The sequence below is a fragment of the Ruminococcoides intestinale genome, assembly GCF_040095935.1.
Classification (GTDB): Bacteria; Bacillota; Clostridia; order Oscillospirales; family Acutalibacteraceae; genus Ruminococcoides; species Ruminococcoides intestinale.
The window spans coordinates 88,071-110,030 of record NZ_JBBMFQ010000001.1; the positions used below are offsets into that span (position 1 = coordinate 88,071).

Below are 21,960 nucleotides of genomic sequence, written 5' to 3' on the forward strand. Positions count from 1 at the left end.
TTTGTAACGGAGCGAAATTTCTATGTACTGCCTGAGCGTAAGTCACAAAACTTCAAATGTGGTTGTGAGAAAGAAGCTTGCCTTTCCCGATGAGCAAAAAAAGACATTTCTTGACGAACTTTATTATTCTGAAAATATCAGCGAGTGTTTGATTCTCTGCACCTGCAACAGAACCGAGGTTTATTTTTGCGGTGACGAATCATCTGTGAAAACGGTTGAAACCGTTCTTTCGGATTTTTCGGGAATTGATTTTGACGAACTAAAAAAGTACATCTGTCTTTTCTACGGTGACAGGGCTTTGCTCCATCTTTTCAGGGTGGCAGGCGGAATTGAATCAATGGTTATCGGTGAAGATGAAATACTCGGTCAGCTAAAGCGAGCCTACGCCTTTGCAAAGGATAACGGCACGGTTGCATATGAGCTTAATATGTGCGTTCAGGCGGCTGTTGCCTGTGCAAAAAAAATCAAGACCGAAACCGCCATTTCAAAAACATCGGTTTCAGTTGCAACTCTTGCGTCAAACGAGGCGGCAAAATTCAAAGACGGTGAGCTGAATGTCCTTGTAATCGGTGCAACAGGCAAGGTCGGCTCAACCGTTGTGAAAAATCTCTTGTCGCACAAAGGTATAGGCGTTACTGTGACTTCACGAAAACATAAAGCAGAAACTGTTTTTGAAAATACGGGTGCGAATGTGATTGATTATGACGAAAGATACAAAGCGTTTGATTTTGCAGACTGCGTAATCAGTGCCACAAGCGGACCGCATTACACGGTTACATATTATGATTTAAAAAACAATATAAAAACCGAAAAATCAAGGCTGTTTATTGACCTTGCCGTACCGCCCGACATTGACGAAAATATCCCCAAAATAAGCGGTGTAAGGCTCATTAACATTGACTGCATAAAACAGCTTGCAAACGAGAACAATGCTCTCAAACTCGACAGCGTTGAAAGTGCAAAAGAAATAATTTTTGAGGAAATTGAAGTTCTCAAAAAAGACCTTGCCTTTCACGAATTTCTGCCGTGTATGCAGTCTGTGAAAAACGCAATGCCGTCAGATTTTTCGGAAAAATTCATTTATAAGCTGAAATCCGATGTTTCGGCAGAAGAATTTGCAAGAATTCTTGAAATCTACAGAAAGTGCGGAGAGAATAACTAATGGCATACTTCCCGTTTTATATTGACATTGAAAACAAAAAAATACTTGTAGTCGGCGGCGGTACGGTTGCACTCAGAAAGGTTGAAAAGCTGACGCCGTTCTCGCCGGACATAACCGTTGTTGCCCCGAAAATTTGCGATGAAATCAAGGCTTTGAATGTGAAAATCATTGACCGCAGATTTTGTGACAGCGACCTTGACGGTGCGTTTTGCGTTGTCAGCGCAACCGATGATGAAACGCTCAACGGCAGAATTTTTCAGCTTTGCAACGAGAAAAATATTCTTGTCAACACAGTTGACGATAAGGAAAAATGCGGATTTATTTTTCCTGCAATTGCAAGCAAAAACGGCATAACGGCAGGAATTACAACATCGGGCAAAAGTCCGATTTACGCAAAATATCTTAAAGAGCTTTTTGTGGGAATCCTTGAAGGTATGAACGAAAATACAACCGAGGTTTTATGGAAATATCGCCCGATAATTAAGGAGAAGGTTGAAAAGGAAGATGACAGAAGGAAGATTTTTGAACAGCTTCTTTCGCTTTGCCTTTCGGGACTTGAACCCGATGAAAAAACTGTTGAAAATTTGATTGAGGAATACGAACAATGACGATAAAAATCGGAACACGAAAAAGCAGGCTTGCCCTTGCACAAACCGAAATGTTAATAAAAACGCTGAAAAACCGTTTTCCGAATATTAAAATTGAAACGGTTTACATTTCGACAACAGGTGACAAAACCCTTGACAAACCGCTTACAGCTTTGGGCGGAAAAGGTGTGTTCATCAAGGAGCTTGAAATGTCGCTTTTGAGCGGAGAAACAGATGTTGCCGTTCACAGCGCAAAGGACTTGCCGACAAAAATTGCAGACGGACTTGAAATTTCCGCCGTGTTGCCAAGGGGCAGTTATGGCGATGTTTTTGTTACACGCAATGATTTTGAAATTAAGGACGGCTTTGTCATCGGAACAGGCAGTTTAAGGCGAAAGCTTTTTGCGGAGAAAATCTATCCTAATGCAAAATTCAAGGATATAAGGGGCAATGTTGACACCCGACTTAAAAAGCTGTTGAACGGTGAGTACGATGCTCTTGTGCTTGCAAAGGCAGGACTTGAAAGACTTGACCTTTGCAACGGTGAGGATTACACGGTAACTCCGTTTGATACCGATGAATTTCTCCCTGCACCGTGTCAGGGAATAGTTGCGATTGAAAGCAGAAAAAACAGCGAGGTTTCCAAAATGCTCGCTGAAATCAGCGACAAAAATACAATGCTTTCGTTTGAAACCGAAAGACAGGTTCTGCACAGCCTCAATGCCGATTGTTCAACTCCCGTCGGTGCAATTTCAAAGGTTGAAAACGACAGGATAACGCTTTCTCTGTCTGCCGACTGTAAAAAAACAGTCAGCGGAACAGATGAAATTTCAAACAGAATCAAACTTGCAAAAAGGCTGGTGAGCGAAATTGAGTAACGGAAGAGTGTATATTGTCGGTGCGGGATGCGGCGATTTTGACCTGATAACAATGCGTGGTGCGGAGTATATCAGACATTGCGATGTGCTTGTTTACGACAGCCTTATAGATGTGTCATTGCTCGGTTTTGCACCCGAAACGGCTGAAAAAATCTGCGTTGGAAAGCGTTCGGGCAGACACAGCGAAAAGCAGGAAAATATTAACGAAATCCTTGTTGAAAAGGCGAGAGAGGGCAAAACGGTTGTCCGTCTTAAAGGCGGCGATCCGTTCGTGTTCGGCAGAGGCGGAGAGGAGATTGAAGCCCTCAAAAATGCCGATATTCCGTTTGATATTGTACCCGGAATTTCATCCTCGATTGCCGTTCCCGAACTTGCGGGAATCCCTGTTACACACAGAAATCTGAGCCGAAGTGTTCATATAATCACGGGACATACGGCACAGGACACCCTGCCCGAAAATATAAAGAAGTGTGCCGAAACCGACGGAACGCTTGTCTTTCTTATGGGATTGAGAAACCTCCCCGACATTGTGGAAAATCTCATTCGTAACGGTAAATCGGAGGATACTCCCGTTGCAGTTGTGTCAAACGGCGCTTGTGCAAAAAATCAGACCGTGAGGGGAACCCTCTCGACAATCTGCGAAAATGTTAAATCCGCAGAGGTTGTTCCGCCTGCCGTTATAGTGGTTGGCGAAACCGCAAAATTTGACTTTGCCCCCACAATTACAAGACCTTTGAAAAATGTTTCGGTTACCGTTACAGGTACGAGAAAGCTCTCCGACAAGCTCGGCAAAATGCTCACGCTTTCGGGTGCGGAGGTCAAAAGACACGATCTTTTAAAGGTGATTGAATATCATGACAACGAAGTTTTTGACAATGCAATAAACGGCATTGACGGTTACGATTATGTGGTGCTTACAAGTATGAACGGTGCAGAAATTTTTATGAGCCGACTGCGTAAGCTGAAAAAGGATATCCGCAGTTTTGCAAATATTAAGTTTGCGGTGATTGGTTCGGGAACTGCAGCTGTACTTGAAAAGTACGGAATTTTTGCCGACTGTATTCCAAATGTCTACACAACCCGTGAACTTGGAATTTTGCTTGCAAAAACGGTGAAAAGCGGCGAAAAAGTATTGATTCTGCGTGCCGAAAACGGTTCGCCCGAACTCACTCGGATTTTGGCTGATAACAACATTGATTTTGACGATGTCAAAACCTATGACATTCAGCTTGAGAAAAAGCAGGATAATTCCGTTGTTGATACCGACTTCATTACTTTTGCGAGTGCGTCGGGTGTGAACACATTTTTTGACGGCGGAGCAATTATTTCCGACAGAACTTCCGTTGTCTGCATAGGTGAAATTACCGCCGAGGCACTTGAAAGTCACGGTGTAAATTCGTTCAGGATTGCAAAAACGAAGGACACAGACGGAATTTTGGAAACTATAATCAAGGAAGTAACTTTGAAAGAAGGATAAATATATGAGAAGATTTAGAAGATTAAGAGCAGGCGAACAGATTCGCAGTCTTGTTCGTGAAACAAGAATTGACAAGGGCGATTTGATTTATCCGATTTTCATTGCAGAGGGTGAAAATATTAAAAAGCCTGTTGATTCAATGCCGAATGTCCACCAATATTCGCTTGACAGAGCAGACGAGATTCTTAAAGAAATTGAAAACAGCAGCATTGCAGGACTTCTTATTTTCGGAATTCCAAAGCATAAAGACGAGCTTGCAACATCAGCCTATGACGATAACGGTGTAACTCAGAACGCAATCAGATACATAAAGAAAAATTATCCGTCACTCCTTATTATTGCCGATGTCTGTCTTTGTGAATACACAAGTCACGGTCATTGCGGTGTTGTTTGCGGTCACGAAATTCTCAATGACGAAACACTTCCGCTCCTCTCTAAAATGGCTGTCAGCCTTGCAAAAGCAGGTGCGGATATCATCGCTCCTTCGGATATGATGGACGGCAGAGTGTCTGCAATCAGAAACGCACTTGACGAAAACGGACTTATCAACACTCCGATTATGTCATACAGTGCAAAATTTGCCTCAGGCTACTATTCACCGTTCCGTGACGCCGCAGAATCTGCCCCCGAATTTGGCGACAGAAAAAGCTATCAGATGGATTACGCAAACGGCAAAGAGGCTCTGCGTGAAATTGCAGACGATATTGACGAGGGTGCGGATATGGTTATGGTCAAGCCTGCACTTGCATATCTTGATATCGTAAAAGCCGCAAGCGAACGCTTTGACCTTCCGCTTGTTGCCTATAATGTAAGCGGTGAATATGCAATGGTCAAGGCGGCTGCCGAAAAAGGCTGTATTGACGAAAAGAAAATTGTATGCGAAAATATGATTGCAATCAAGAGGGCGGGTGCGGATATCATAATCACATACCACGCACTTGATGTTGCAAAATGGATTGACGAATTTTACAAATAGGGAAGTGCTTTTATGAATACAACTCAAAGCGAAAAGCTATACGCACAGGCGCTTGACTTTATGCCCGGCGGTGTGAACAGTCCTGTCCGTGCGTGCCGTTCGGTCGGAAGAACTCCGCTTTTTATCGACCGTGCAGATGGTTCGAAAATTTATGATGTTGACGGAAACGAGTTTATCGACTATATCTGCTCATGGGGACCGAATATCCTCGGCCACAAACAGCCCGATGTTATCAAAGCTGTGACTTCTGCCTGTCAGAACGGACTTACATTCGGTGCGTGCCACAGCGGAGAAATTGAACTTGCCGAGCTTATCCGCAAAAATATGCCGTCAATTGAAATGCTCCGACTTGTAAATTCAGGCACAGAGGCGGTTATGAGCGCAATCCGTGCCGCAAGAGGCTTTACAAAAAGGGATAAAATCGTAAAATTCGAGGGCTGTTACCACGGCCATTCCGATGGCTTGCTTGTAAAGGGCGGTTCGGGACTTCTGACAAACTCAATTCCGAACAGCGCAGGTGTGCCGAAAGGCTACACAGACACAACTCTCCTTGCAAAATATAACGATGAAGAATCCGTGCAACAGCTTTTTGATAACTGCGGCGATGAAATTGCCTGTGTAATCGTTGAGCCTTGTGCCGCAAATATGGGTGTTGTTCCGCCCAAAAAAGGATTTTTAAAATTCTTGCGTGAAATCACTGAAAAGCACGGCTCACTTCTTATTTTTGATGAAGTAATCACAGGCTTCAGACTTTCACTCGGCGGTGCTCAAAAGCTTTACGGAGTAAAACCCGACCTTACAACCCTCGGAAAAATTGTCGGCGGCGGAATGCCGCTTGCGGTTTACGGAGGACGAAAAGAGATTATGGAGTGTGTTGCTCCTCTCGGTTCTGTTTATCAGGCAGGCACACTTTCGGGAAATCCGGTAGCGGTAAGTGCAGGCATTGCAACGCTTAAAATTCTTGAAAAAAATAAAGATTCGATATATCCCGAGCTTGAACGCAAGTCTGCAAAGATTGAAGATGCAATGAAGAACGCAGGACTTAATGTGAACCGTGTGGGTTCGATTATGACGGCATTTTTTACCGACAAAAAGGTTGTTGACTATGACACGGCAACCACAGCCGACACAAAGAGATATGCCGAGTATTACAATCATCTGCTTGAAAACGGAATCTATGCCGCACCGTCACAGTTTGAGGCGATGTTTGTTTCATTTGCACACACGGATGATGACATTGAAAAAACCTGTCAGGTTATTGAAAGCTTTAAATAAAATCCGATAAAAACAAGAAAAGCCACCGATTTTTATGTCGGTGGCTTTTTGTTTGTAATCTATCAGATGTAGTACATCGGAATGTTGTGTTCAATTTCATTGTTTTTGATATACTCATCGCAAAGCTGTGCAAGTGTAATGCTTTCGGCATATTCCTGAAGATATGACGACATCTTCGACCAAAGACTGTTGTCGATAAGTCTTATCATAACATCATCATCGCCCCGAGTGTTAAAATAAACATTGCTCAGAACATTTGCGTCAAGTGCGTTTATGATATCCTTGAATGTAATCTCTTTAAGGTTTTTTGCAATAACATAACCGCCGTTTGAACCCTTTTGACCTCGCACAAGTCCTGCCGAGCTGAGTGATGAGAGAATCTGTTCAAGATACTTTTTAGATATATTTTGCCGTTTGGCAATTTCGGGAGTTGTTACCGCATTGCCGTTTAGTGAGTGTGACGCAATGTCAATAACAGCGATGATTCCGAATTCCACCTTTGTTGAAATCTTCAATTTTAGCATCTCCTTTCCGTGCGTTTTGTTTGCTGAAAGAGTATATAATAATGGTAACAGTTTTTAATTTAAAAATCAATACCTACTAAACAAATATGTATTGTAGGAAATAATGGAATTACGGCAAATTTTAAAGAAAAATTGTGCAAGAGGTAAAATCTTATTAAACCTATTGAAATACTATGATTAATGGAGTATAATCTACCTATATCAATCGAAGCCGTCAGACAAATTCTTACGACGGTCTTACACAAAAGGGTTGGTTGTATGAAATTAAGGGGTTGGTGATATTATGGAGTTTAACACCGCATTACTTCACAAGGGGTTTAACGGTGAAAAGGCTTTTGGCTCAACCTTAACTCCCATTTATCAGGTCAGTGCATTTTCGCACAGCTCTGCCGAACAGCTTGAAAAGGTGTTCAACAACAGAGCTCCCGGCTACGCCTACTCTCGAATAGGCAATCCCACGGTAACATCTTTTGAGAACAGAATTGCTTCCATTGAAAACGGTGTCGGTGCGGTTGCGTGTTCGTCAGGTATGGCAGCCGTTACGATGGCACTCCTGAACATTCTTGAATCAGGTGACGAAGTAATCGCAAGCGCAGGTCTTTTTGGCGGAACAATTGATTTGTTTGGAGATCTTGAGCCTTTCGGAATTGTTACACGATATGTCAACAAGGTGACAGCCGAGGAGATTGAACCGCTCATAAACGAAAAAACAAAAGCAGTCTTTGCCGAGCTTATCGGCAATCCCGGACTTGAAATTGCCGATCTTGACGCTGTATCAGAGCTTGTTCATTCACACGGTGTTCCGCTCATTATCGACAGCACAACGGCAACTCCGTATCTTACTCAGCCGTTTGAACACGGTGCCGACATCGTTGTTCATTCCTCGTCAAAGTACATTAACGGCGGCGGAAATTCAATCAGCGGAATAATCGTTGACAGCGGCAATTTTGAATGGAATACGGAAAGATACAAAGGTCTTGCAGAGTACAAAAAATTCGGTCGGCTTGCATATGTTGCAAAGCTGAGAAACGGTATCTGGCGAAACATAGGCTGTTGCCTTGCACCGTTTAATGCTTTTATGAACTCTGTCGGACTTGAAACACTCGGACTTCGTATGGAGCGTCTTTGTTACAACGCTCTTGAGCTTGCAAAGTTCTTTGAAACACAGGACGGAATCGAAGTCAACTATCCCGCTCTTGAAGCTTCTCCATATTACAGCCTTTGTCAAAAGCTGTTGAAGGGAAAAGGCGGTGCAATCCTCACGATCAGGGCAGGAAGTAAAGAAAGAGCGTTTAAGCTTATCAACAATTTGAAGTATGCAACAAATGCAACAAACATAGGCGACACAAGAACACTTGTAATTCATCCGTCAAGCACAATTTACGCTCACGGAACAGAAGAACAAAAAAGAAACGCAGGCGTGTTTGATGATACAATAAGAATCAGCGTCGGCATTGAAGATATTGAGGATTTAAAGTCTGACTTCAAACAGGCTATAGACAGTATAAATGTGAATGAATCGGAGGAGTAAGAGAAATGGCAGTTGATTATGCTACGCTTAAAAAGGGCGGCTTTATGCGTCAAAAACAGAAAAATAATTTTTCGCTCAGGCTCAGAGTTGTAGGCGGCAACCTCACAGCTAAACAGCTTGCGAAAATTGCCGAGGTTTCGGAAAACTACGGTGACGGTTATGTTCACCTCACATCAAGACAAAGTGTTGAAATTCCTTTTGTAAAGCTTGATGATGTTGAGGCAGTTAAGGACGCACTTGCCGAGGGCGATGTTGAGCCGGGCGTTTGCGGTCCGAGAGTAAGAACAATTACAGCCTGTCAGGGTGAGGCAATCTGTCCCAGCGGTTGTATTGATACATACGCTCTTGCAAAGGAGCTTGACGACAGATATTTTGCAAAGGAACTTCCGCACAAGTTCAAGTTCGGTATAACAGGCTGTCAGAACAACTGCCTTAAAGCTGAGGAAAACGATGTCGGTATCAAGGGTGGAATCAAGGTTTCATGGAAAGAGGACGCTTGTATCGGCTGCGGAGTCTGCGTAAAGGCCTGCCGTCAGGGTGCAATCACTCTTGAGGACGGAAAAATTTCCGTTGACAATTCAAAGTGTAACTACTGCGGCAGATGCTTCAAGGCTTGCCCGACAGATGCGTGGGACACAATTCACGGCTACATTGTTTCATTCGGCGGACTTTTCGGCAACTCAATCAACAAGGGCGAAACAATTATTCCGTTTATCGAAAATAAAGAAAAACTTATGGAAATCTGTGATGCCGCTCTTAACTTCTTTGCAGAAAACGCAAAGCCGAGCGAACGCTTTAAGTTTACAATCGACAGAGTAGGCAGAGAAAAATTTGAACAGAGAATTTTGGAGGTTTACAATGGCTGATTTTGTAATTGACGATACAGTAGATATTACCGATGTGGTATGCCCGACAACTTTTGTAAAGGCAAAGGTTGCCCTTGAAGAGCTTGACGAAGGTCAGATCCTTTCAATCAAAATGAATGACGGCGAGCCTGTTCAGAATGTTCCGAGAAGTATCAAGGAAGAGGGACACAAAATTCTCAAGCTTATTGACAACGAGGACGGCACATATGACCTGATTGTTGAAAAGGTTGGTGATTAAATGCCGCAGAGAGTAAGCAAAGACAATTTTCAGAGCGAAGTTCTTTCAGCCGATATACTCGTGCTTGCGGATTTTTATTCCGACAGCTGTATCCCTTGCAAAAGACTTTCACCCGTACTCTTTGAACTTGAAAAAGAGTATGAGGGCAAGCTGAAAATTGCAAAGATAAATGTTAATTTTGATTCCGAGCTTGCATCGGAATATGAAGTACAGGCGGCACCCACACTCGTTTTTTTCAAAAACGGTGAAGAGAAAGAAAGACTCAGAGGTGCGGTCAAAAAATCAGAAATAATCGAAGTGACAGAAAAACTTATTAAGGAGTAATCGTTATGACAATCACAGTTGCAGGAAACAAAAAGGAAGTTGCAGACAATCTTACGGTAGCACAGCTCATTATTGACGAGAATGTTGAAACACCCGAGTATGTAACCGTTACAATCAATGACGAATTTGTTAAGAGCGGTACATTTGAAGAAACAACCTTAAAGGACGGCGATGTTGTAGAGTTCCTTTACTTTATGGGAGGCGGTCAGTAATGGCATTTTCAAACGAACAGCTTGAAAGATATTCAAGACACATTATTCTTAAAGAGGTCGGCGCAAAGGGACAGAAAAAGCTCCTTAATGCAAAGGTTCTCATTATCGGTGCAGGCGGACTCGGCGCTCCTGCCGCAATGTATCTTGCCGCCGCAGGTGTAGGTACAATCGGAATTGCAGATGCAGACGAGGTGGATCTCTCAAATCTTCAAAGACAGATTATCCACTCAACACAGGATATCGGCAAGCCTAAAGTTGAGTCGGCAAAGGAAACAATGGAGGCTATCAACCCCGATGTTACCGTAAAGACATACCACACATTTGTTACAAGCGAAAACATACTTGACCTTGTAAAGGAGTATGACTTCATCATTGACGGTACGGATAACTTTCCGGCAAAGTTCCTTATCAACGATGCCTGTGTAATGGCTAAAAAGCCTTTCTCACACGCCGGAATCATCAGATTTAAAGGTCAGCTTATGACCTATGTGCCGGATGAAGGTCCTTGTTACCGTTGTGTATTCAAAAACCCTCCGCCAAAGGATGCAGTTCCAACCTGTAAGCAGGCAGGTGTTATCGGTGCAATGGGCGGTGTAATCGGCAGCCTGCAGGCAATGGAAGCAATCAAGTACATCATCGGTCAGGGCGAGTTGCTCACGGGCTATCTTCTTACATATGACGCACTCAAAATGGAATTTCGCAAGGTAAAACTTCCGAGTGACACACACAATTGTGCAGTCTGCGGTGACCACCCGACAATCACAGAGCTTATCGACTACGAACAGGCAGAATGTGACGGTGTTCATTTATGATAAAACTTACAAAAAGTGACTTTGAAAAAATACTTGCTCACGCTGTAAAGGAGCTTCCCGATGAGGCTTGCGGTCTTATTGCAGGAACGGTTGAGGACGGTGACAAGGAGATTAAAAAGGTTTATCTCCTTACAAATATTGACCACTCAAACGAACATTTTTCGCTTGATCCAAAGGAACAGCTTGAGGCAATCAAGGATATGAGAAAGAACGGATTTGTTCCTCTCGGCAACTGGCATTCACATCCCGAATCGCCGTCAAGACCGTCTGAAGAGGACAAAAGACTTGCCTTTGACAGCAAGGCAAGCTATATGATTCTTTCGCTTATGGACAGAGAAAATCCCGTTCTCAATTCATTCAAAATTACGGGAGATACAGCAGAAAAGGAAGAACTTGTTATAGAGTAAAGGAGGGAGATTATGTACGACATCGTGATTATCGGCAGCGGTCCCGCAGGACTTTCAGCCGCAATTTATGCACAGCGTGAAAACCTTAAAGCGGTTGTGGTTGAAAAAGAATTTATGGGTACGGGACAGATTGCCGAGAGCGAGAGAGTAGATAATTACCCCGGACTTTACGGTGAAACAGGCTTTGACCTCGGAGAAAAGTTCAGAACTCACGCCGAAAAACTCGGTGCTGAATTTGTTGAGGGAGAGGTTACCAAGGTTGAAAGAGTAAACGGTAACTTCTCCGTAAACATTGACGGCGGTGAAAGTCTTGAAACAAAAACCGTAATTTATGCGGCAGGAACACAGCGCAGAAAGCTTGGTGTAAAAGGTGAAAAGGAATTTTCGGGTAACGGAGTTTCTTATTGTGCGGTGTGTGATGCGGCTTTCTATAAGGATAAAATTACCGTGGTAACAGGCGGCGGTGACACTGCTTTGGGTGACGCACTTCTGCTTTCAAGATTCTGCAAAAAGGTTTATCTCGTTCACAGAAGGGATTTTTTCAGAGCAGGCAGAGCCTTGCAGAACAGGGTGTTTGCCACGGAAAATATTGAAGCTCTTACAAATGCAACGGTATCTGAAATTAACGGAGATACAAAGGTGACTTCGGTCACACTTTTACAAAACGGAGAAGAAAAACAGCTTGATTGCAACGGTGTTTTCGTTGCAGTCGGAAGTATTCCCGATACAAAACCTCTTGCAAATCTTGTCAAAACCGACAAGGGCGGTTACATTATTGCCGATGAAAGCGGAAAAACCTCCACAGACGGTATTTTTGCAGGCGGTGACATCAGAACAAAAGCACTTCGTCAGGTTGTTACAGCCGTGTCGGACGGTGCAAACTGTGTGATTTCGGCAGAAAAATATCTTGACGAAAAACAATAACGGCAAGGGAGTGAAATCCTATGAAAACAGAAAAAATAAGCACCGATGTCCTCATTATAGGCGGCGGAACGGCAGGCTGTTATGCGGCTCTGACCATTTCCGAAAATTCGGACAAAAAGGTTCTTATCTGTGAAAAAGCACACATCAAAAGAAGCGGTTGTCTTGCCGCAGGTGTAAATGCTCTTAACGCATACATTGTTGAGGGCAGAAAACCGCAGGACTATGTTGACTACGCTAAAAAGGACGCTGACGGGATTGTCAGAGAGGATTTGCTCCTTACCATGTCCGAAAAGCTCAACGAAGTAACTGACAGGCTTGAAAAACTCGGTCTTGTAATTTTAAAAGACGAGAACGGAAAGTATGTTACACGAGGCAACCGAAACCTTAAAATCAATGGTGAAAACATAAAGCCGATTCTTGCGGACGCAGTCGAAAAGGCAAAGAATGTAACGGTTCTCAACCGCGTCAATATTTTTGATTACTCGGTAAAGGACAACAAAATCAACGGTGCATTCGGATTCGGCATTGAAAGCGGAATTTTCTACACAATCGAAGCAAAGGCTGTCATAATTGCCACAGGCGGTGCGGCAGGACTTTACAAGCCTAACAACCCCGGATTTTCCCGTCATAAGATGTGGTATCCGCCCTTTAACACAGGTGCAGGCTACGCAATGGGAATCAGAGTCGGTGCAGAGATGACAACCTTTGAAATGCGTTTTATCGCACTCAGATGCAAGGACACAATCGCTCCCACGGGAACACTTGCACAGGGTGTAGGTGCAAAGCAGATAAATTCACTCGGCGAGGTTTATGAAACAAAGTACGGACTTACAACTTCCGAAAGAGTTTACGGTACGGTAAATGAAAACCAGGAGGGCAGAGGTCCCTGCTATCTCAGAACAGAGGGAATCACGGCCGAGCAGGACGAATCACTTTTAAAAGCCTATCTCAATATGGCACCTTCGCAGACAATCAAGTGGATTGAAAGCGGAAGAAATCCTTCACGGCAGAATGTTGAAATTGAGGGAACAGAGCCGTACATCGTAGGCGGTCACACGGCAAGCGGTTACTGGGTTGACACAGACCGTGCAACCACAATTGAAGGACTTTTTGCAGGCGGTGATGTTGCAGGCGGTTGTCCGCAGAAGTATGTTACGGGCGCTCTTGCAGAGGGTGAAATTGCAGGGCTTTCGGCAGTTAAGTATATTGACAGCAAAGAAAGCTTTGAGAAAATCAGCGATGAAGATACAAATTATCACCTCAGGGAAACCGAGAAATATCTCACAGACCGCCATTCACTCTACACCACGGAACAGCTTGAAGAGGCAATGCAGACGATTATGGACAGCTACGCAGGCGGTATAAAAACAAACTACCGTTTCAACGAAAAACAGCTTGACATTGCCGACTGCAAAATCAGACAGCTTGAAACGCTCACAGATGACCTCTATGCAGAAGATTTTCAGGAGCTTATGTATATCTGCGAGCTTAAAGAAAGGCTTACGGTCTGCAAAAGCGTAATTGCTCACCTCAGAGCAAGAAAGGAAACACGCTGGCACAGCTTTGCCGAAAACCTTGACTATCCCGAAAAGGACGACAGGAACTTTAACAAGTATGTTAATTCCCGTCTTGAAAACGGCGAGATAAAAATTATTATTCGTGACCTTGTAACGGGAGGTGAAAAGTATGAGCATAGTAATTGACAAGTCCAAGTGCATAGGCTGCAAAAAGTGTCGCAATGTCTGCCCCGGAAGTCTTATCAAGACTGACGAAAACGGCAAAGCGTACATCAAATATCCCAAGGATTGCTGGGGCTGCACCTCCTGCATAAAAGAATGTCCCGCATATGCAATCAGCTTTTTCCTCGGTTCTGATATTGGCGGTATGGGTAGTAAGGTTCACACCGAAAAGAACGGAGATATCCTCTCGTGGTTAATTGAAAAACCGCATGGCGAGGCCATTAAGATTGATATAAATCAAAAAGAATCAAACAAATACTAAGGAAACACTTTGTAAGTATTTCCGTGAAAAGGAGATAAGGTATGAGTCAGCTTTCACATTTAGATGAGCTTGAAGCAGAAGCTATATACATAATCAGAGAAGTTGCGGCAGAGTGCGAAAAGCCTGTTATGCTCTACTCAATAGGCAAGGACAGCTCGGTTATGCTCCACCTTGCAATGAAGGCGTTTTATCCCGAAAAACCGCCGTTCCCGTTCCTCCACATTGACACAACATGGAAGTTCAGGGATATGATAAAATTCCGTGATGACACAGCAAAAAAGCTCGGAATTGAAATGCTCGTTTACACCAATGAAGAAGGTGTTAAAAAAGGCATCAACCCGTTTGATCACGGTGCGGCCTACACAGATATTATGAAAACACAGGCTCTCAAACAGGCTCTCAACAAATACGGCTTTACTGCGGCATTCGGCGGCGGCAGACGAGATGAGGAAAAGTCAAGAGCCAAGGAAAGAATTTTCTCTTTCAGAAATAAAGCACAGGCATGGGATCCTAAGAACCAGCGCCCCGAGATGTGGAAGCTTTACAACACAAAAATCAATAAGGGCGAAAGCATTCGTGTGTTCCCAATTTCCAACTGGACAGAAAAGGACATATGGCAGTACATTCAAAGGGAAAAAATTGACATCGTTCCGCTTTACTTTGCGGCAAAAAGACCTGTTGTTTACCGTGACGGCAACATTATTATGGTTGATGACGATCGTTTTCCGCTCAAAGAGGGCGAAGTACCCGAATTGAAATCGGTTCGTTTCAGAACACTCGGTTGTTATCCTCTTACAGGCGGCATAGAGTCAACTGCAACAACTCTTGATGAAATTATTGACGAAACCCTCAGCTCAGTTTCTTCGGAGCGTACCTCCAGAGTAATTGACAACGAGGCACAGGGCAGTATGGAACGCAGAAAAAGGGAGGGTTACTTCTGATGAAAGGTTTACTTAAATTTATTACCTGCGGCAGTGTTGATGACGGTAAATCAACACTCATAGGTCACATACTTTATGATGCAAAGCTTATTTATGCCGATCAGGAAAAGGCTCTTGAGCTTGACAGTAAGGTCGGCAGTCGCAGCGGTGACATTGACTATTCGCTTTTGCTTGACGGTCTTATGGCTGAGCGTGAGCAGGGCATCACAATTGATGTTGCTTATCGCTACTTCACAACCGACAACCGCAGTTTTATCGTTGCCGACACACCAGGTCACGAGGAATATACAAGAAACATGGCTGTAGGCGCATCTTTTGCAGACCTCGCAGTTATCCTCATTGACGCATCACAGGGCGTTCTTGTTCAGACAAGACGACACGCAAGAATCTGTAAGCTTATGGGTATAAGACATTTTGTCTTTGCCGTTAATAAGATGGATTTGGTAAAGTACAGCAAGTCACGCTTTGACGAAATCGTAAAGCAGATTGAAAAACTTAAAAACGAGCTTTTACTTGACGATATCTACATCATTCCGCTTTCAGCAACAGAGGGAGACAATGTTACCGTAAAGTCCGAAAACATTATGTGGTACAACGGTGTTCCTCTGCTTCAGTATCTTGAAACTGTTGATGTTGATTCCTCGGAGGAGGAAGAAGGATTCTATCTTCCTGTTCAGAGAGTTTGCCGTCCCGACCACACATTCAGAGGCTTTCAGGGACAGATTGAGTCGGGCAGTATCAGCATAGGCGATGAAATCGTAACACTCCCGAGTAATGAAAAGGCTCATGTAAAGCAGATTCTTATGACAGATAAGGATGTTAAAACCGCTTTCAAGGGACAACCCGTTACAATCACACTTGACAAGGAAGTTGATGTGTCCCGTGGCTGTGTAATTACAAAGGACACAAATCTTGCGTCCTATCAGGGGCTTACAGCGTCAATTCTCTGGATGGATGACGAACAGCTTACAGCCGGCAAGGATTATCTTGTAAAGCTCGGCACAAAGACTATTTCGGGTATCGTTTCCGAAATCAAGTACGCTGTTGATGTGAACACAGGCGAGCATATTCCTGCCGATTCACTCACAAAGAACGGAATCGCAGTCTGCACAATTCTGCTTGCAGAGCCGATTGCGGTTGACCTTTTCTCAAAGCATAAAACACTCGGCGAGCTTATTTTGATTGACCGTGTGTCAAATATGACATCAGCCTGCGGTGTTGTTGATTCGGTTGAAGAAAAAGCCGATGATGCAAAAAAGGCGTCATTCGTACTCGGCTCACTTGAGGCAAGAGGTGATATCTTTGAAGAGTTTTTCTATGACACTTCAAGTCTTAATGTTCTCAAATATCAGCCTGTCAAGGAAACCTATACAAAGGGGGACACAATCCCTGTTGAGGGCGAAAGCTATAAGTATCCCGACAGCTTTGATATTATAGTTCTTCGTGACAGCGTTGCCGTAAAGGTTCGTGATTGCAAGATTACCGATATCGTTTTGACATCGGAGTACAGCTACGGCGGTGTTTCTGTTGTAAACGGCAGAGGCTTCGAGGTTCTTGCCGACAGCAACGAAAAAATTCAGCAGTTTCTTTCCGAGTATTCAAATCTTAAAAGCATCAACGATGCGAATTTCTTTGCAAAGTGGGTTAAGTTCGATACCTACAGAAAAATTGCAATTCAAAACAGATAACAGGTTTATTCATTTTAACTCATTCGCAGAGGGCATTGTCATTTGGCAATGTCCTTTGTGATTTTATGACTTTCTTGCCGAAAAACTGACCTTGCTGCCAAATTGTTGCATTTACAATTTTTATTCTGTATAGTGTACTCAACAAATAAATTTAAAGGAGTGCTTACAAATGAGCAAAACAGCGGCGGTACTAATCACATTTTTTCTCGGTGAACTCGGTGTTCACAGATTTATGACAGGCAAAATCGGAACAGGTATCATCTGGCTTTTAACTTGCGGTGTTTTCGGTATCGGTTGGCTTGTTGATTTTATTATGGTTCTTACAGGCAAATTCACGGACAAAAACGGAAATGTCTGGGGTGCTAACTAATCTGAAAGGAAGTTACTATGGCATTCGGAATTAAAACCAAAAACATTAAGACACAAAATTCTTATACGATTGAGAGCTTTTTTGATGCAATCAAAGATAAAGAGTTTACGGCAGGAACTCCGTCACTTACAAAGCATGGAATGGCTACCGTAATAACATTTCCAGCTCTCGACAGTCAGAATCAGGTGTGGATTATGAAGAGCGGTTTCGGCAAGGAAACGCAGAAATTCTCAATTCAAAAGTCCACTCAGGCGGGTATGGACAATGTAGCGAAAAATGCGGCATTGGATTCAATCACAGGCGGGCTTTTCAGCGTTGGCGGAATGATCAGCGAAAACACAAAAAAGTGTGAAAAACTTGTTGATGCAACCGCAAAAGAACTTTCAGAAATGAATCTGTAACCAAAATCGGCACGATTTTCGTGCCGACTTTTTCTTGCCAAAAACTGCCTTTAACGGTACAATTAGGTGGGGTGAGATTATGTTTTTTAACGATTATTACAATTCTCCGATTGGCAATATAACTATGGCATCTGACGGTGAGAGCCTTTGCGGTTTGTGGTTTGACGGACAAAAGTACTTTGCGTCAACCGTAAAAGGTGAAACTGAGGATAAGACCCTGCCTGTTTTTGAACAGACAAAAAAGTGGCTTGACATATATTTTTCGGGCAACGAACCCGATTTTATGCCCAAACTTTCGCTTAACGGCTCAGAATTTCGCAAGGCTGTGTGGGATATTCTCCTGACAATTCCCTACGGCTCAGTTATGACCTACGGCGAAATTGCAAAAATTTTGGCAAAACAGCGTGGCATTTCGAGAATGTCCGCACAGGCAGTCGGTGGTGCTGTGGGTCACAATCCGATTTCGATAATCGTGCCGTGTCACCGTGTTGTCGGGACAAACGGAAACCTTACGGGTTATGCGGGCGGCATAGACAAAAAAATTAGCCTTCTCAAAATTGAAAAGACTGATGTTGAAAAGCTTATTCAAAAATTTCCGAAAAGAATTAACTAAAATTATTAATTACCCAACCCGTAGTTATTGCAAGTCTGTCATCCGACAGGCTTGTTTCAATTTTACCGCCGTTTTTTTCGGCAAGATTTTTCAAAGTTTTATACGCAAAGCTGTGGTACAGAACATTGTTCTGTGCCTTTTTTATTTCATTTTCAATCGGAAAGCTTATGCAGCAAAAGAGAAATCCAGCCCTTGTTTCCGCTTTTAAGGCGATAATCTGTTTTCCGTCACCGCAAAATTCCTTTACATTTTCAAACGCAATGTCAATCATATTGTTAAATAAAACGCAGATTTCAAGGTTGTCGGCAGGCACATTTGCAAGCGAACCCTCAAATGTGATTTTAATGTTTTCATCTGCATTTTTCTGCTTATCGCTTAAAATTGCATCGGTAAGATCATTGCCCGTGTTGTACAAAATCTGAAATGAGCTTATAATCTCGCTGTCATATTTTTGCAGGAGAGGAAGAACCTCATCATATTTCCGACTGTTGATAAGCGATTTTAATCCGATAGAAAGATCGTTATAATCATGCCTGATTTTTCTCAGTTCATATCCCGAAGTCGTAATGCTCTTGTAATAATTAATCTGTGCGTTAAGCTGTCTTTCGTAGATATCGTTTTCATACATATATCGGCTCTTTTTTATCTGATTGTACAAAAGAATCGGTATTGAAAACGAGAATACAATCGACACAATCAAGGTCAGAATTTTGAGCGCAATCGTTCTGTAATCAGATGACGGAATTATGTAGTATGTGCCGAAAGTCGCCATACTTCCGCCGAGATACAGAAAAATCAATATCATAATTATTGTTGGTTTGGTAATTGACTCAACCACAAGCTTGGTCTTGATTTTCAGCGGACTTGACAGGATTATAAATATTCCGAAAACAATCAAATTAGAAATAAGTTCAAAGGCGGCAGAGCTTTGAGAGTTTAACTCTATATGTAAAATTGAACATACTAATTGATTTATGGAATAAATAAAAAATGTCAATCCGGAAAAAAACAAGGAAGAAAATATTAACATTATCTTTCTGTCGTGTCCGAGTGAAAGAGGAAGAAATGTTAATGCAATAAAATGCAAAACCGGCAGAATCACATATTGTTGTTCATCTTTTAAAAAACAAGCAACCGAAGCGGTTAATATTATAAAAATTAAAGACAGGGCAAAATACATTTTATACTTGATAATTGAAAATACTTTTGAAGTAAAGTAAAAAACTGCAATCAGTCCTACTACAAGCTCCGCATAGCTGTAAAATAGCATTAAATTATAACCTCACATAATTTTTTTTAAGAAAATTCATATATGATGTCTGAAACGACTTTTGATAATTTTTGCTGAGAAAAGCCGATTCTCCGTTGCTCAGATACACTGTATCGGAAGAATACGATTTTATATAGTGAAGATTTACCACAAAAGCACGGTGGGTTTTCACAAAACAGTATGCAGGCAACAGCTTTGTAACCCCTGCAAGTGTTTTTGAACAGTGCATAATCTTATCGCTTAAATGAATGTTTGAATACTTTCCGTCGGCTTCAATATAACATATTTCGTTGGAGTTTATTTTTTTTAATTCTTTATTTTGAATGATGGTTATCGGATAATTTGCATCTACAATTTTTATATAATCGTCAATTGCCTTGAAAAATTTTGATTTGTCAATCGGCTTTAAAAGAAACCTGAATGTGTTCACTTCAAATGCGTCAATCATAAAATTCGGATAGGATGTAAGAAAAATTATGGAAGAAAGCACATTTCGCTTTCTCAGCTCTTTTGCAACGGTCAGTCCGTTTGTACTGCCAAGCTGATAATCAAGCACAATTATGTCGTAGTTTTTTTCGGAATTTAAAAGTTCTTCTCCGCTTTCAAATTCATCAATATCAATAGTTATACGATTATCCTTTGCATATTCCAAAAGCAGTTTTTTAATTTCTTCGGTTATATATTTATCATCGTCACATAAAGCCGCAAACACATCTTCACCCTCTTACTCCAAAAATAGAATATCTTGCTCCAGACTGTATTTATTTTGCTCTTTCTATCTGCTATTGTGAATTTAACAACAGAATAAAGGGGGAGCAAAAAGTGTTTGGTACTATCTTCAGATGGATCTTCGGTTGGCTCTAATGCTCAAAAATAAAAGGCAATCATTAGATTGCTTTTTATTTAGAAAAAAAGTTTACTCCCCAAAAACTCCCTTTTACTCCCATTGTGTAATAAATTATAATATTTGTAACTTATGTTGTCAACACGGATTCCGTGGCAAATAAAAAATTTTGACAGATTTTCTTATGATTTATTAACCGCAAAAACTCTTTACTCCTTAAAACAATGATTTTACTCCAATTGGTATTGAAATTAGTACAAGATTTGTTAAAATAACTATGTCATATTGTGACGAATTTTGTAGTTGCAAAATGACACAATAAACTGCAGTTTAAAATCAATTAAGAATAAGGGGTAAATTAAGTGAAAAAAATCAAAAATTTATTACAAAAATTTATTAAAGAAAACAGTTGTTCCAGCCTTTTTAGTTGTATTTTGTATGACTTTTATGGCAGTTCCAGTATATGCTGCGAGTGATTCGTACACATCGACTTTGTCTTTTCAAGGTGAATATGGAGGTAAATCCAGACAATATAATCACCAAAACATAATGTACGCTGCAGGTGTTGAAAGTTATATCGGTGGCAAAAAAATAGCATATAATTCATCTGTTAGTAAAAAGTTTAGTAAACAATATCGAGTGGAACTGTATAGAAAAACTGGTTGGTTTACAAAAGATAAAATTGGTAGTGTTAATTTAAGCAGATATAGTTACGGTAGTGCTAAATGGACTAATGTTGGTAAAGGTGAGTATTATTTTTACTTTGTGAAAGCAAGGGATGGTGTATCAGTTAGGTCAAGCAAAGTAATTATGAAAGGATATTGATTTATGATAACTCAAGAACTTGCCATAATGTTTGGAATCATAGCAATAATTTTTGCTGCTGTAATCTGCATTTTGTTAAAAAAAGGTGTTAAAAAGACGGCTTTGGTTTGTATCTTCATAGCTTACATAACAGCCGTTGTGTGCATAGTTTTCTTCCCAATACCGTATGCCAGTGACCCGATTGAATATTTAAACGGCTATACTTGGTACAACTTTGTTCCGTTTGCAATGATTACGGAAGCTTTAAGTAACGGATTTGGTGAAACGGCATTTTTACAGATTTTCGGCAATATATTCTTATCTGTTCCGTTCGGATTTTTTGTTATGATGTGGATGAAAAAGCCTAAGCTTTGGAAGATGTTTGTTTTTGCATTTGCTTTTACTGTTACGATTGAAATTACACAAATGTTCCTCGGTTTTGCAATCCACAGTATGTACCGCAATGTTGACATTGACGATATAATTCTCAATGCGACCGGTGCATTTATCGGATTCGGCTTGTACAAGATTCTTCCGCAAAGCTTCAAACAAAAACTTACCGCATAATTTAATATATAATTAAGGCTCTGTTTTGTGTGAACAGAGCCTTTTCTTTTGCAATTTCACCTCAAAAAATCCTTTTACTCCCCCAAACTGCCCTTTTACTCCAAGGTATATTTATTTTCGACTTTGAATATTTAAAATGTAGACAGAGATTATTATTGAAATCTTGTTTATCAATTTGACAGTAAGTGCATAATTTGACAAGCATTTAACTTTACCGTCCTTGTTCTGTTTTTGCAGAGCAGGGGCGGTGCTTTTTATGCTTGCCGTT

27 protein-coding genes are annotated in these 21,960 nt (G+C 41.7%); 24 read left to right on the top strand and 3 right to left on the bottom strand.

Features of this window, described 5'->3' with window-relative positions; genetic code table 11:
* Positions 1–22 precede the first annotated feature (22 nt).
* The 6 genes from hemA to hemL are packed head-to-tail and all read left to right on the top strand — an operon-like array spanning position 23 to position 6,355.
* Entirely contained in the window at positions 23–1,162 is a 1,140-nt protein-coding gene (hemA, locus tag WMO31_RS00370; RefSeq protein WP_367999009.1) for a glutamyl-tRNA reductase, read from the top strand.
* A complete protein-coding gene (locus tag WMO31_RS00375) occupies positions 1,162–1,770 on the top strand; it encodes a precorrin-2 dehydrogenase/sirohydrochlorin ferrochelatase family protein (RefSeq protein ID WP_367999010.1) in 609 nt (202 codons plus the stop codon). The genes hemA and WMO31_RS00375 overlap by 1 nt, the downstream gene beginning before the upstream one ends.
* On the top strand, positions 1,767–2,627 hold the full coding sequence (hemC, locus tag WMO31_RS00380) for a hydroxymethylbilane synthase (RefSeq protein WP_367999011.1): 861 nt from the start codon (positions 1,767–1,769) through the stop codon (positions 2,625–2,627). The genes WMO31_RS00375 and hemC overlap by 4 nt, the downstream gene beginning before the upstream one ends.
* Complete coding sequence (gene cobA / locus WMO31_RS00385; RefSeq protein WP_367999012.1) at positions 2,620–4,104, top strand: uroporphyrinogen-III C-methyltransferase; 1,485 nt, start codon at positions 2,620–2,622, stop codon at positions 4,102–4,104. The genes hemC and cobA overlap by 8 nt, the downstream gene beginning before the upstream one ends.
* 4 nt (positions 4,105–4,108) lie before the next feature.
* Positions 4,109–5,080 carry a porphobilinogen synthase gene (gene hemB, locus WMO31_RS00390; protein ID WP_367999013.1) on the top strand — a complete coding sequence of 324 codons (972 nt, stop codon included), beginning with the start codon at positions 4,109–4,111 and terminating at the stop codon, positions 5,078–5,080.
* 12 nt (positions 5,081–5,092) lie between these two features.
* Positions 5,093–6,355: a glutamate-1-semialdehyde 2,1-aminomutase gene (hemL, locus tag WMO31_RS00395; RefSeq protein WP_367999014.1), complete on the top strand. Its 1,263-nt coding sequence runs from the start codon at positions 5,093–5,095 to the stop codon at positions 6,353–6,355.
* A 62-nt stretch (positions 6,356–6,417) separates the two neighbouring features.
* Here the strand turns inward: hemL and WMO31_RS00400 are convergent, their stop codons facing one another.
* Positions 6,418–6,870 (bottom strand): RrF2 family transcriptional regulator, encoded by a 453-nt coding sequence (locus tag WMO31_RS00400; protein ID WP_046432502.1) that lies wholly within the window; start codon positions 6,868–6,870, stop codon positions 6,418–6,420.
* A 292-nt stretch (positions 6,871–7,162) separates the two neighbouring features.
* Here WMO31_RS00400 and WMO31_RS00405 point away from each other — a divergent pair, with 292 nt between their 5' ends.
* The 15 genes from WMO31_RS00405 (at position 7,163) to WMO31_RS00475 (ending at position 18,207) form a co-directional block, all read left to right on the top strand.
* Positions 7,163–8,410, top strand: a complete 1,248-nt coding sequence (locus WMO31_RS00405; protein WP_367999015.1) for an O-acetylhomoserine aminocarboxypropyltransferase/cysteine synthase family protein — start codon at positions 7,163–7,165, stop codon at positions 8,408–8,410.
* Positions 8,411–8,415: 5 nt separating this feature from the next.
* Complete coding sequence (locus WMO31_RS00410) at positions 8,416–9,276, top strand: ferredoxin-like domain-containing protein (protein WP_101029430.1); 861 nt, start codon at positions 8,416–8,418, stop codon at positions 9,274–9,276.
* A complete protein-coding gene (locus tag WMO31_RS00415; RefSeq protein ID WP_015523486.1) occupies positions 9,269–9,514 on the top strand; it encodes a sulfurtransferase TusA family protein in 246 nt (81 codons plus the stop codon). Before WMO31_RS00410 ends, WMO31_RS00415 begins: the two co-directional genes overlap by 8 nt.
* Positions 9,515–9,838, top strand: a complete 324-nt coding sequence (gene trxA / locus WMO31_RS00420) for a thioredoxin (RefSeq protein WP_367999016.1) — start codon at positions 9,515–9,517, stop codon at positions 9,836–9,838.
* Positions 9,839–9,843: 5 nt separating this feature from the next.
* On the top strand, positions 9,844–10,050 hold the full coding sequence (gene thiS / locus WMO31_RS00425; protein ID WP_015523488.1) for a sulfur carrier protein ThiS: 207 nt from the start codon (positions 9,844–9,846) through the stop codon (positions 10,048–10,050).
* Complete coding sequence (gene thiF / locus WMO31_RS00430; RefSeq protein ID WP_367999017.1) at positions 10,050–10,862, top strand: thiazole biosynthesis adenylyltransferase ThiF; 813 nt, start codon at positions 10,050–10,052, stop codon at positions 10,860–10,862. The genes thiS and thiF overlap by 1 nt, the downstream gene beginning before the upstream one ends.
* A complete protein-coding gene (locus WMO31_RS00435; protein WP_015523490.1) occupies positions 10,859–11,269 on the top strand; it encodes a M67 family metallopeptidase in 411 nt (136 codons plus the stop codon). The genes thiF and WMO31_RS00435 overlap by 4 nt, the downstream gene beginning before the upstream one ends.
* 12 nt (positions 11,270–11,281) lie before the next feature.
* Positions 11,282–12,193: a thioredoxin-disulfide reductase gene (trxB, locus tag WMO31_RS00440; protein ID WP_367999018.1), complete on the top strand. Its 912-nt coding sequence runs from the start codon at positions 11,282–11,284 to the stop codon at positions 12,191–12,193.
* A 20-nt stretch (positions 12,194–12,213) separates the two neighbouring features.
* Positions 12,214–13,896, top strand: a complete 1,683-nt coding sequence (locus WMO31_RS00445) for an adenylyl-sulfate reductase subunit alpha (RefSeq protein WP_367999019.1) — start codon at positions 12,214–12,216, stop codon at positions 13,894–13,896.
* Positions 13,880–14,194, top strand: coding sequence for a 4Fe-4S dicluster domain-containing protein (locus tag WMO31_RS00450; protein WP_304026220.1), 315 nt, complete (start codon positions 13,880–13,882; stop codon positions 14,192–14,194). The genes WMO31_RS00445 and WMO31_RS00450 overlap by 17 nt, the downstream gene beginning before the upstream one ends.
* Positions 14,195–14,235: 41 nt before the next feature.
* Positions 14,236–15,135: a sulfate adenylyltransferase subunit CysD gene (cysD, locus tag WMO31_RS00455; protein ID WP_117519891.1), complete on the top strand. Its 900-nt coding sequence runs from the start codon at positions 14,236–14,238 to the stop codon at positions 15,133–15,135.
* A complete protein-coding gene (locus WMO31_RS00460; RefSeq protein ID WP_367999020.1) occupies positions 15,135–16,823 on the top strand; it encodes a sulfate adenylyltransferase subunit 1 in 1,689 nt (562 codons plus the stop codon). The genes cysD and WMO31_RS00460 overlap by 1 nt, the downstream gene beginning before the upstream one ends.
* A gap of 169 nt (positions 16,824–16,992) precedes the next feature.
* Positions 16,993–17,193: a TM2 domain-containing protein gene (locus WMO31_RS00465; protein WP_021883707.1), complete on the top strand. Its 201-nt coding sequence runs from the start codon at positions 16,993–16,995 to the stop codon at positions 17,191–17,193.
* Positions 17,194–17,210: 17 nt separating this feature from the next.
* Positions 17,211–17,594, top strand: coding sequence for a hypothetical protein (locus tag WMO31_RS00470; RefSeq protein WP_117846858.1), 384 nt, complete (start codon positions 17,211–17,213; stop codon positions 17,592–17,594).
* A gap of 79 nt (positions 17,595–17,673) precedes the next feature.
* Positions 17,674–18,207: a methylated-DNA--[protein]-cysteine S-methyltransferase gene (locus tag WMO31_RS00475; RefSeq protein ID WP_367999021.1), complete on the top strand. Its 534-nt coding sequence runs from the start codon at positions 17,674–17,676 to the stop codon at positions 18,205–18,207.
* Here WMO31_RS00475 and WMO31_RS00480 read toward each other — a convergent pair.
* On the bottom strand, positions 18,200–18,979 hold the full coding sequence (locus WMO31_RS00480; RefSeq protein WP_367999022.1) for a GHKL domain-containing protein: 780 nt from the start codon (positions 18,977–18,979) through the stop codon (positions 18,200–18,202). The genes WMO31_RS00475 and WMO31_RS00480 overlap by 8 nt on opposite strands.
* Here WMO31_RS00480 and WMO31_RS00485 point away from each other — a divergent pair.
* Positions 18,963–19,139, top strand: coding sequence for a hypothetical protein (locus tag WMO31_RS00485; protein ID WP_367999023.1), 177 nt, complete (start codon positions 18,963–18,965; stop codon positions 19,137–19,139). The genes WMO31_RS00480 and WMO31_RS00485 overlap by 17 nt on opposite strands.
* Before the next feature lie 342 nt (positions 19,140–19,481).
* Here WMO31_RS00485 and WMO31_RS00490 read toward each other — a convergent pair whose 3' ends face one another.
* A complete protein-coding gene (locus WMO31_RS00490) occupies positions 19,482–20,189 on the bottom strand; it encodes a LytR/AlgR family response regulator transcription factor (RefSeq protein ID WP_101106166.1) in 708 nt (235 codons plus the stop codon).
* 579 nt (positions 20,190–20,768) lie between these two features.
* Here WMO31_RS00490 and WMO31_RS00495 point away from each other — a divergent pair.
* Complete coding sequence (locus WMO31_RS00495; protein ID WP_306552528.1) at positions 20,769–21,146, top strand: hypothetical protein; 378 nt, start codon at positions 20,769–20,771, stop codon at positions 21,144–21,146.
* Between the two features lie 3 nt (positions 21,147–21,149).
* Positions 21,150–21,692 carry a VanZ family protein gene (locus WMO31_RS00500; RefSeq protein ID WP_015523500.1) on the top strand — a complete coding sequence of 181 codons (543 nt, stop codon included), beginning with the start codon at positions 21,150–21,152 and terminating at the stop codon, positions 21,690–21,692.
* The last annotated feature ends 268 nt before the right edge of the window (positions 21,693–21,960 follow it).

Excerpts from the sequence above, each read along its gene's own strand:
- hemA (WP_367999009.1), top strand. The coding sequence starts at position 23 with ATGTACTGCCTGAGCGTAAGTCACAAAACTTCAAATGTGGTTGTGAGA.
- WMO31_RS00375 (WP_367999010.1), top strand. The coding sequence starts at position 1,162 with ATGGCATACTTCCCGTTTTATATTGACATTGAAAACAAAAAAATACTT.
- hemC (WP_367999011.1), top strand. The coding sequence starts at position 1,767 with ATGACGATAAAAATCGGAACACGAAAAAGCAGGCTTGCCCTTGCACAA.
- hemB (WP_367999013.1), top strand. The coding sequence starts at position 4,109 with ATGAGAAGATTTAGAAGATTAAGAGCAGGCGAACAGATTCGCAGTCTT.
- hemL (WP_367999014.1), top strand. The coding sequence starts at position 5,093 with ATGAATACAACTCAAAGCGAAAAGCTATACGCACAGGCGCTTGACTTT.
- WMO31_RS00405 (WP_367999015.1), top strand. The coding sequence starts at position 7,163 with ATGGAGTTTAACACCGCATTACTTCACAAGGGGTTTAACGGTGAAAAG.
- WMO31_RS00410 (WP_101029430.1), top strand. The coding sequence starts at position 8,416 with ATGGCAGTTGATTATGCTACGCTTAAAAAGGGCGGCTTTATGCGTCAA.
- WMO31_RS00415 (WP_015523486.1), top strand. The coding sequence starts at position 9,269 with ATGGCTGATTTTGTAATTGACGATACAGTAGATATTACCGATGTGGTA.
- trxA (WP_367999016.1), top strand. The coding sequence starts at position 9,515 with ATGCCGCAGAGAGTAAGCAAAGACAATTTTCAGAGCGAAGTTCTTTCA.
- thiS (WP_015523488.1), top strand. The coding sequence starts at position 9,844 with ATGACAATCACAGTTGCAGGAAACAAAAAGGAAGTTGCAGACAATCTT.
- thiF (WP_367999017.1), top strand. The coding sequence starts at position 10,050 with ATGGCATTTTCAAACGAACAGCTTGAAAGATATTCAAGACACATTATT.
- WMO31_RS00435 (WP_015523490.1), top strand. The coding sequence starts at position 10,859 with ATGATAAAACTTACAAAAAGTGACTTTGAAAAAATACTTGCTCACGCT.
- trxB (WP_367999018.1), top strand. The coding sequence starts at position 11,282 with ATGTACGACATCGTGATTATCGGCAGCGGTCCCGCAGGACTTTCAGCC.
- WMO31_RS00445 (WP_367999019.1), top strand. The coding sequence starts at position 12,214 with ATGAAAACAGAAAAAATAAGCACCGATGTCCTCATTATAGGCGGCGGA.
- WMO31_RS00450 (WP_304026220.1), top strand. The coding sequence starts at position 13,880 with ATGAGCATAGTAATTGACAAGTCCAAGTGCATAGGCTGCAAAAAGTGT.
- cysD (WP_117519891.1), top strand. The coding sequence starts at position 14,236 with ATGAGTCAGCTTTCACATTTAGATGAGCTTGAAGCAGAAGCTATATAC.
- WMO31_RS00460 (WP_367999020.1), top strand. The coding sequence starts at position 15,135 with ATGAAAGGTTTACTTAAATTTATTACCTGCGGCAGTGTTGATGACGGT.
- WMO31_RS00465 (WP_021883707.1), top strand. The coding sequence starts at position 16,993 with ATGAGCAAAACAGCGGCGGTACTAATCACATTTTTTCTCGGTGAACTC.
- WMO31_RS00470 (WP_117846858.1), top strand. The coding sequence starts at position 17,211 with ATGGCATTCGGAATTAAAACCAAAAACATTAAGACACAAAATTCTTAT.
- WMO31_RS00475 (WP_367999021.1), top strand. The coding sequence starts at position 17,674 with ATGTTTTTTAACGATTATTACAATTCTCCGATTGGCAATATAACTATG.
- WMO31_RS00480 (WP_367999022.1), bottom strand. The coding sequence starts at position 18,979 with ATGGCGACTTTCGGCACATACTACATAATTCCGTCATCTGATTACAGA.
- WMO31_RS00495 (WP_306552528.1), top strand. The coding sequence starts at position 20,769 with ATGGCAGTTCCAGTATATGCTGCGAGTGATTCGTACACATCGACTTTG.
- WMO31_RS00500 (WP_015523500.1), top strand. The coding sequence starts at position 21,150 with ATGATAACTCAAGAACTTGCCATAATGTTTGGAATCATAGCAATAATT.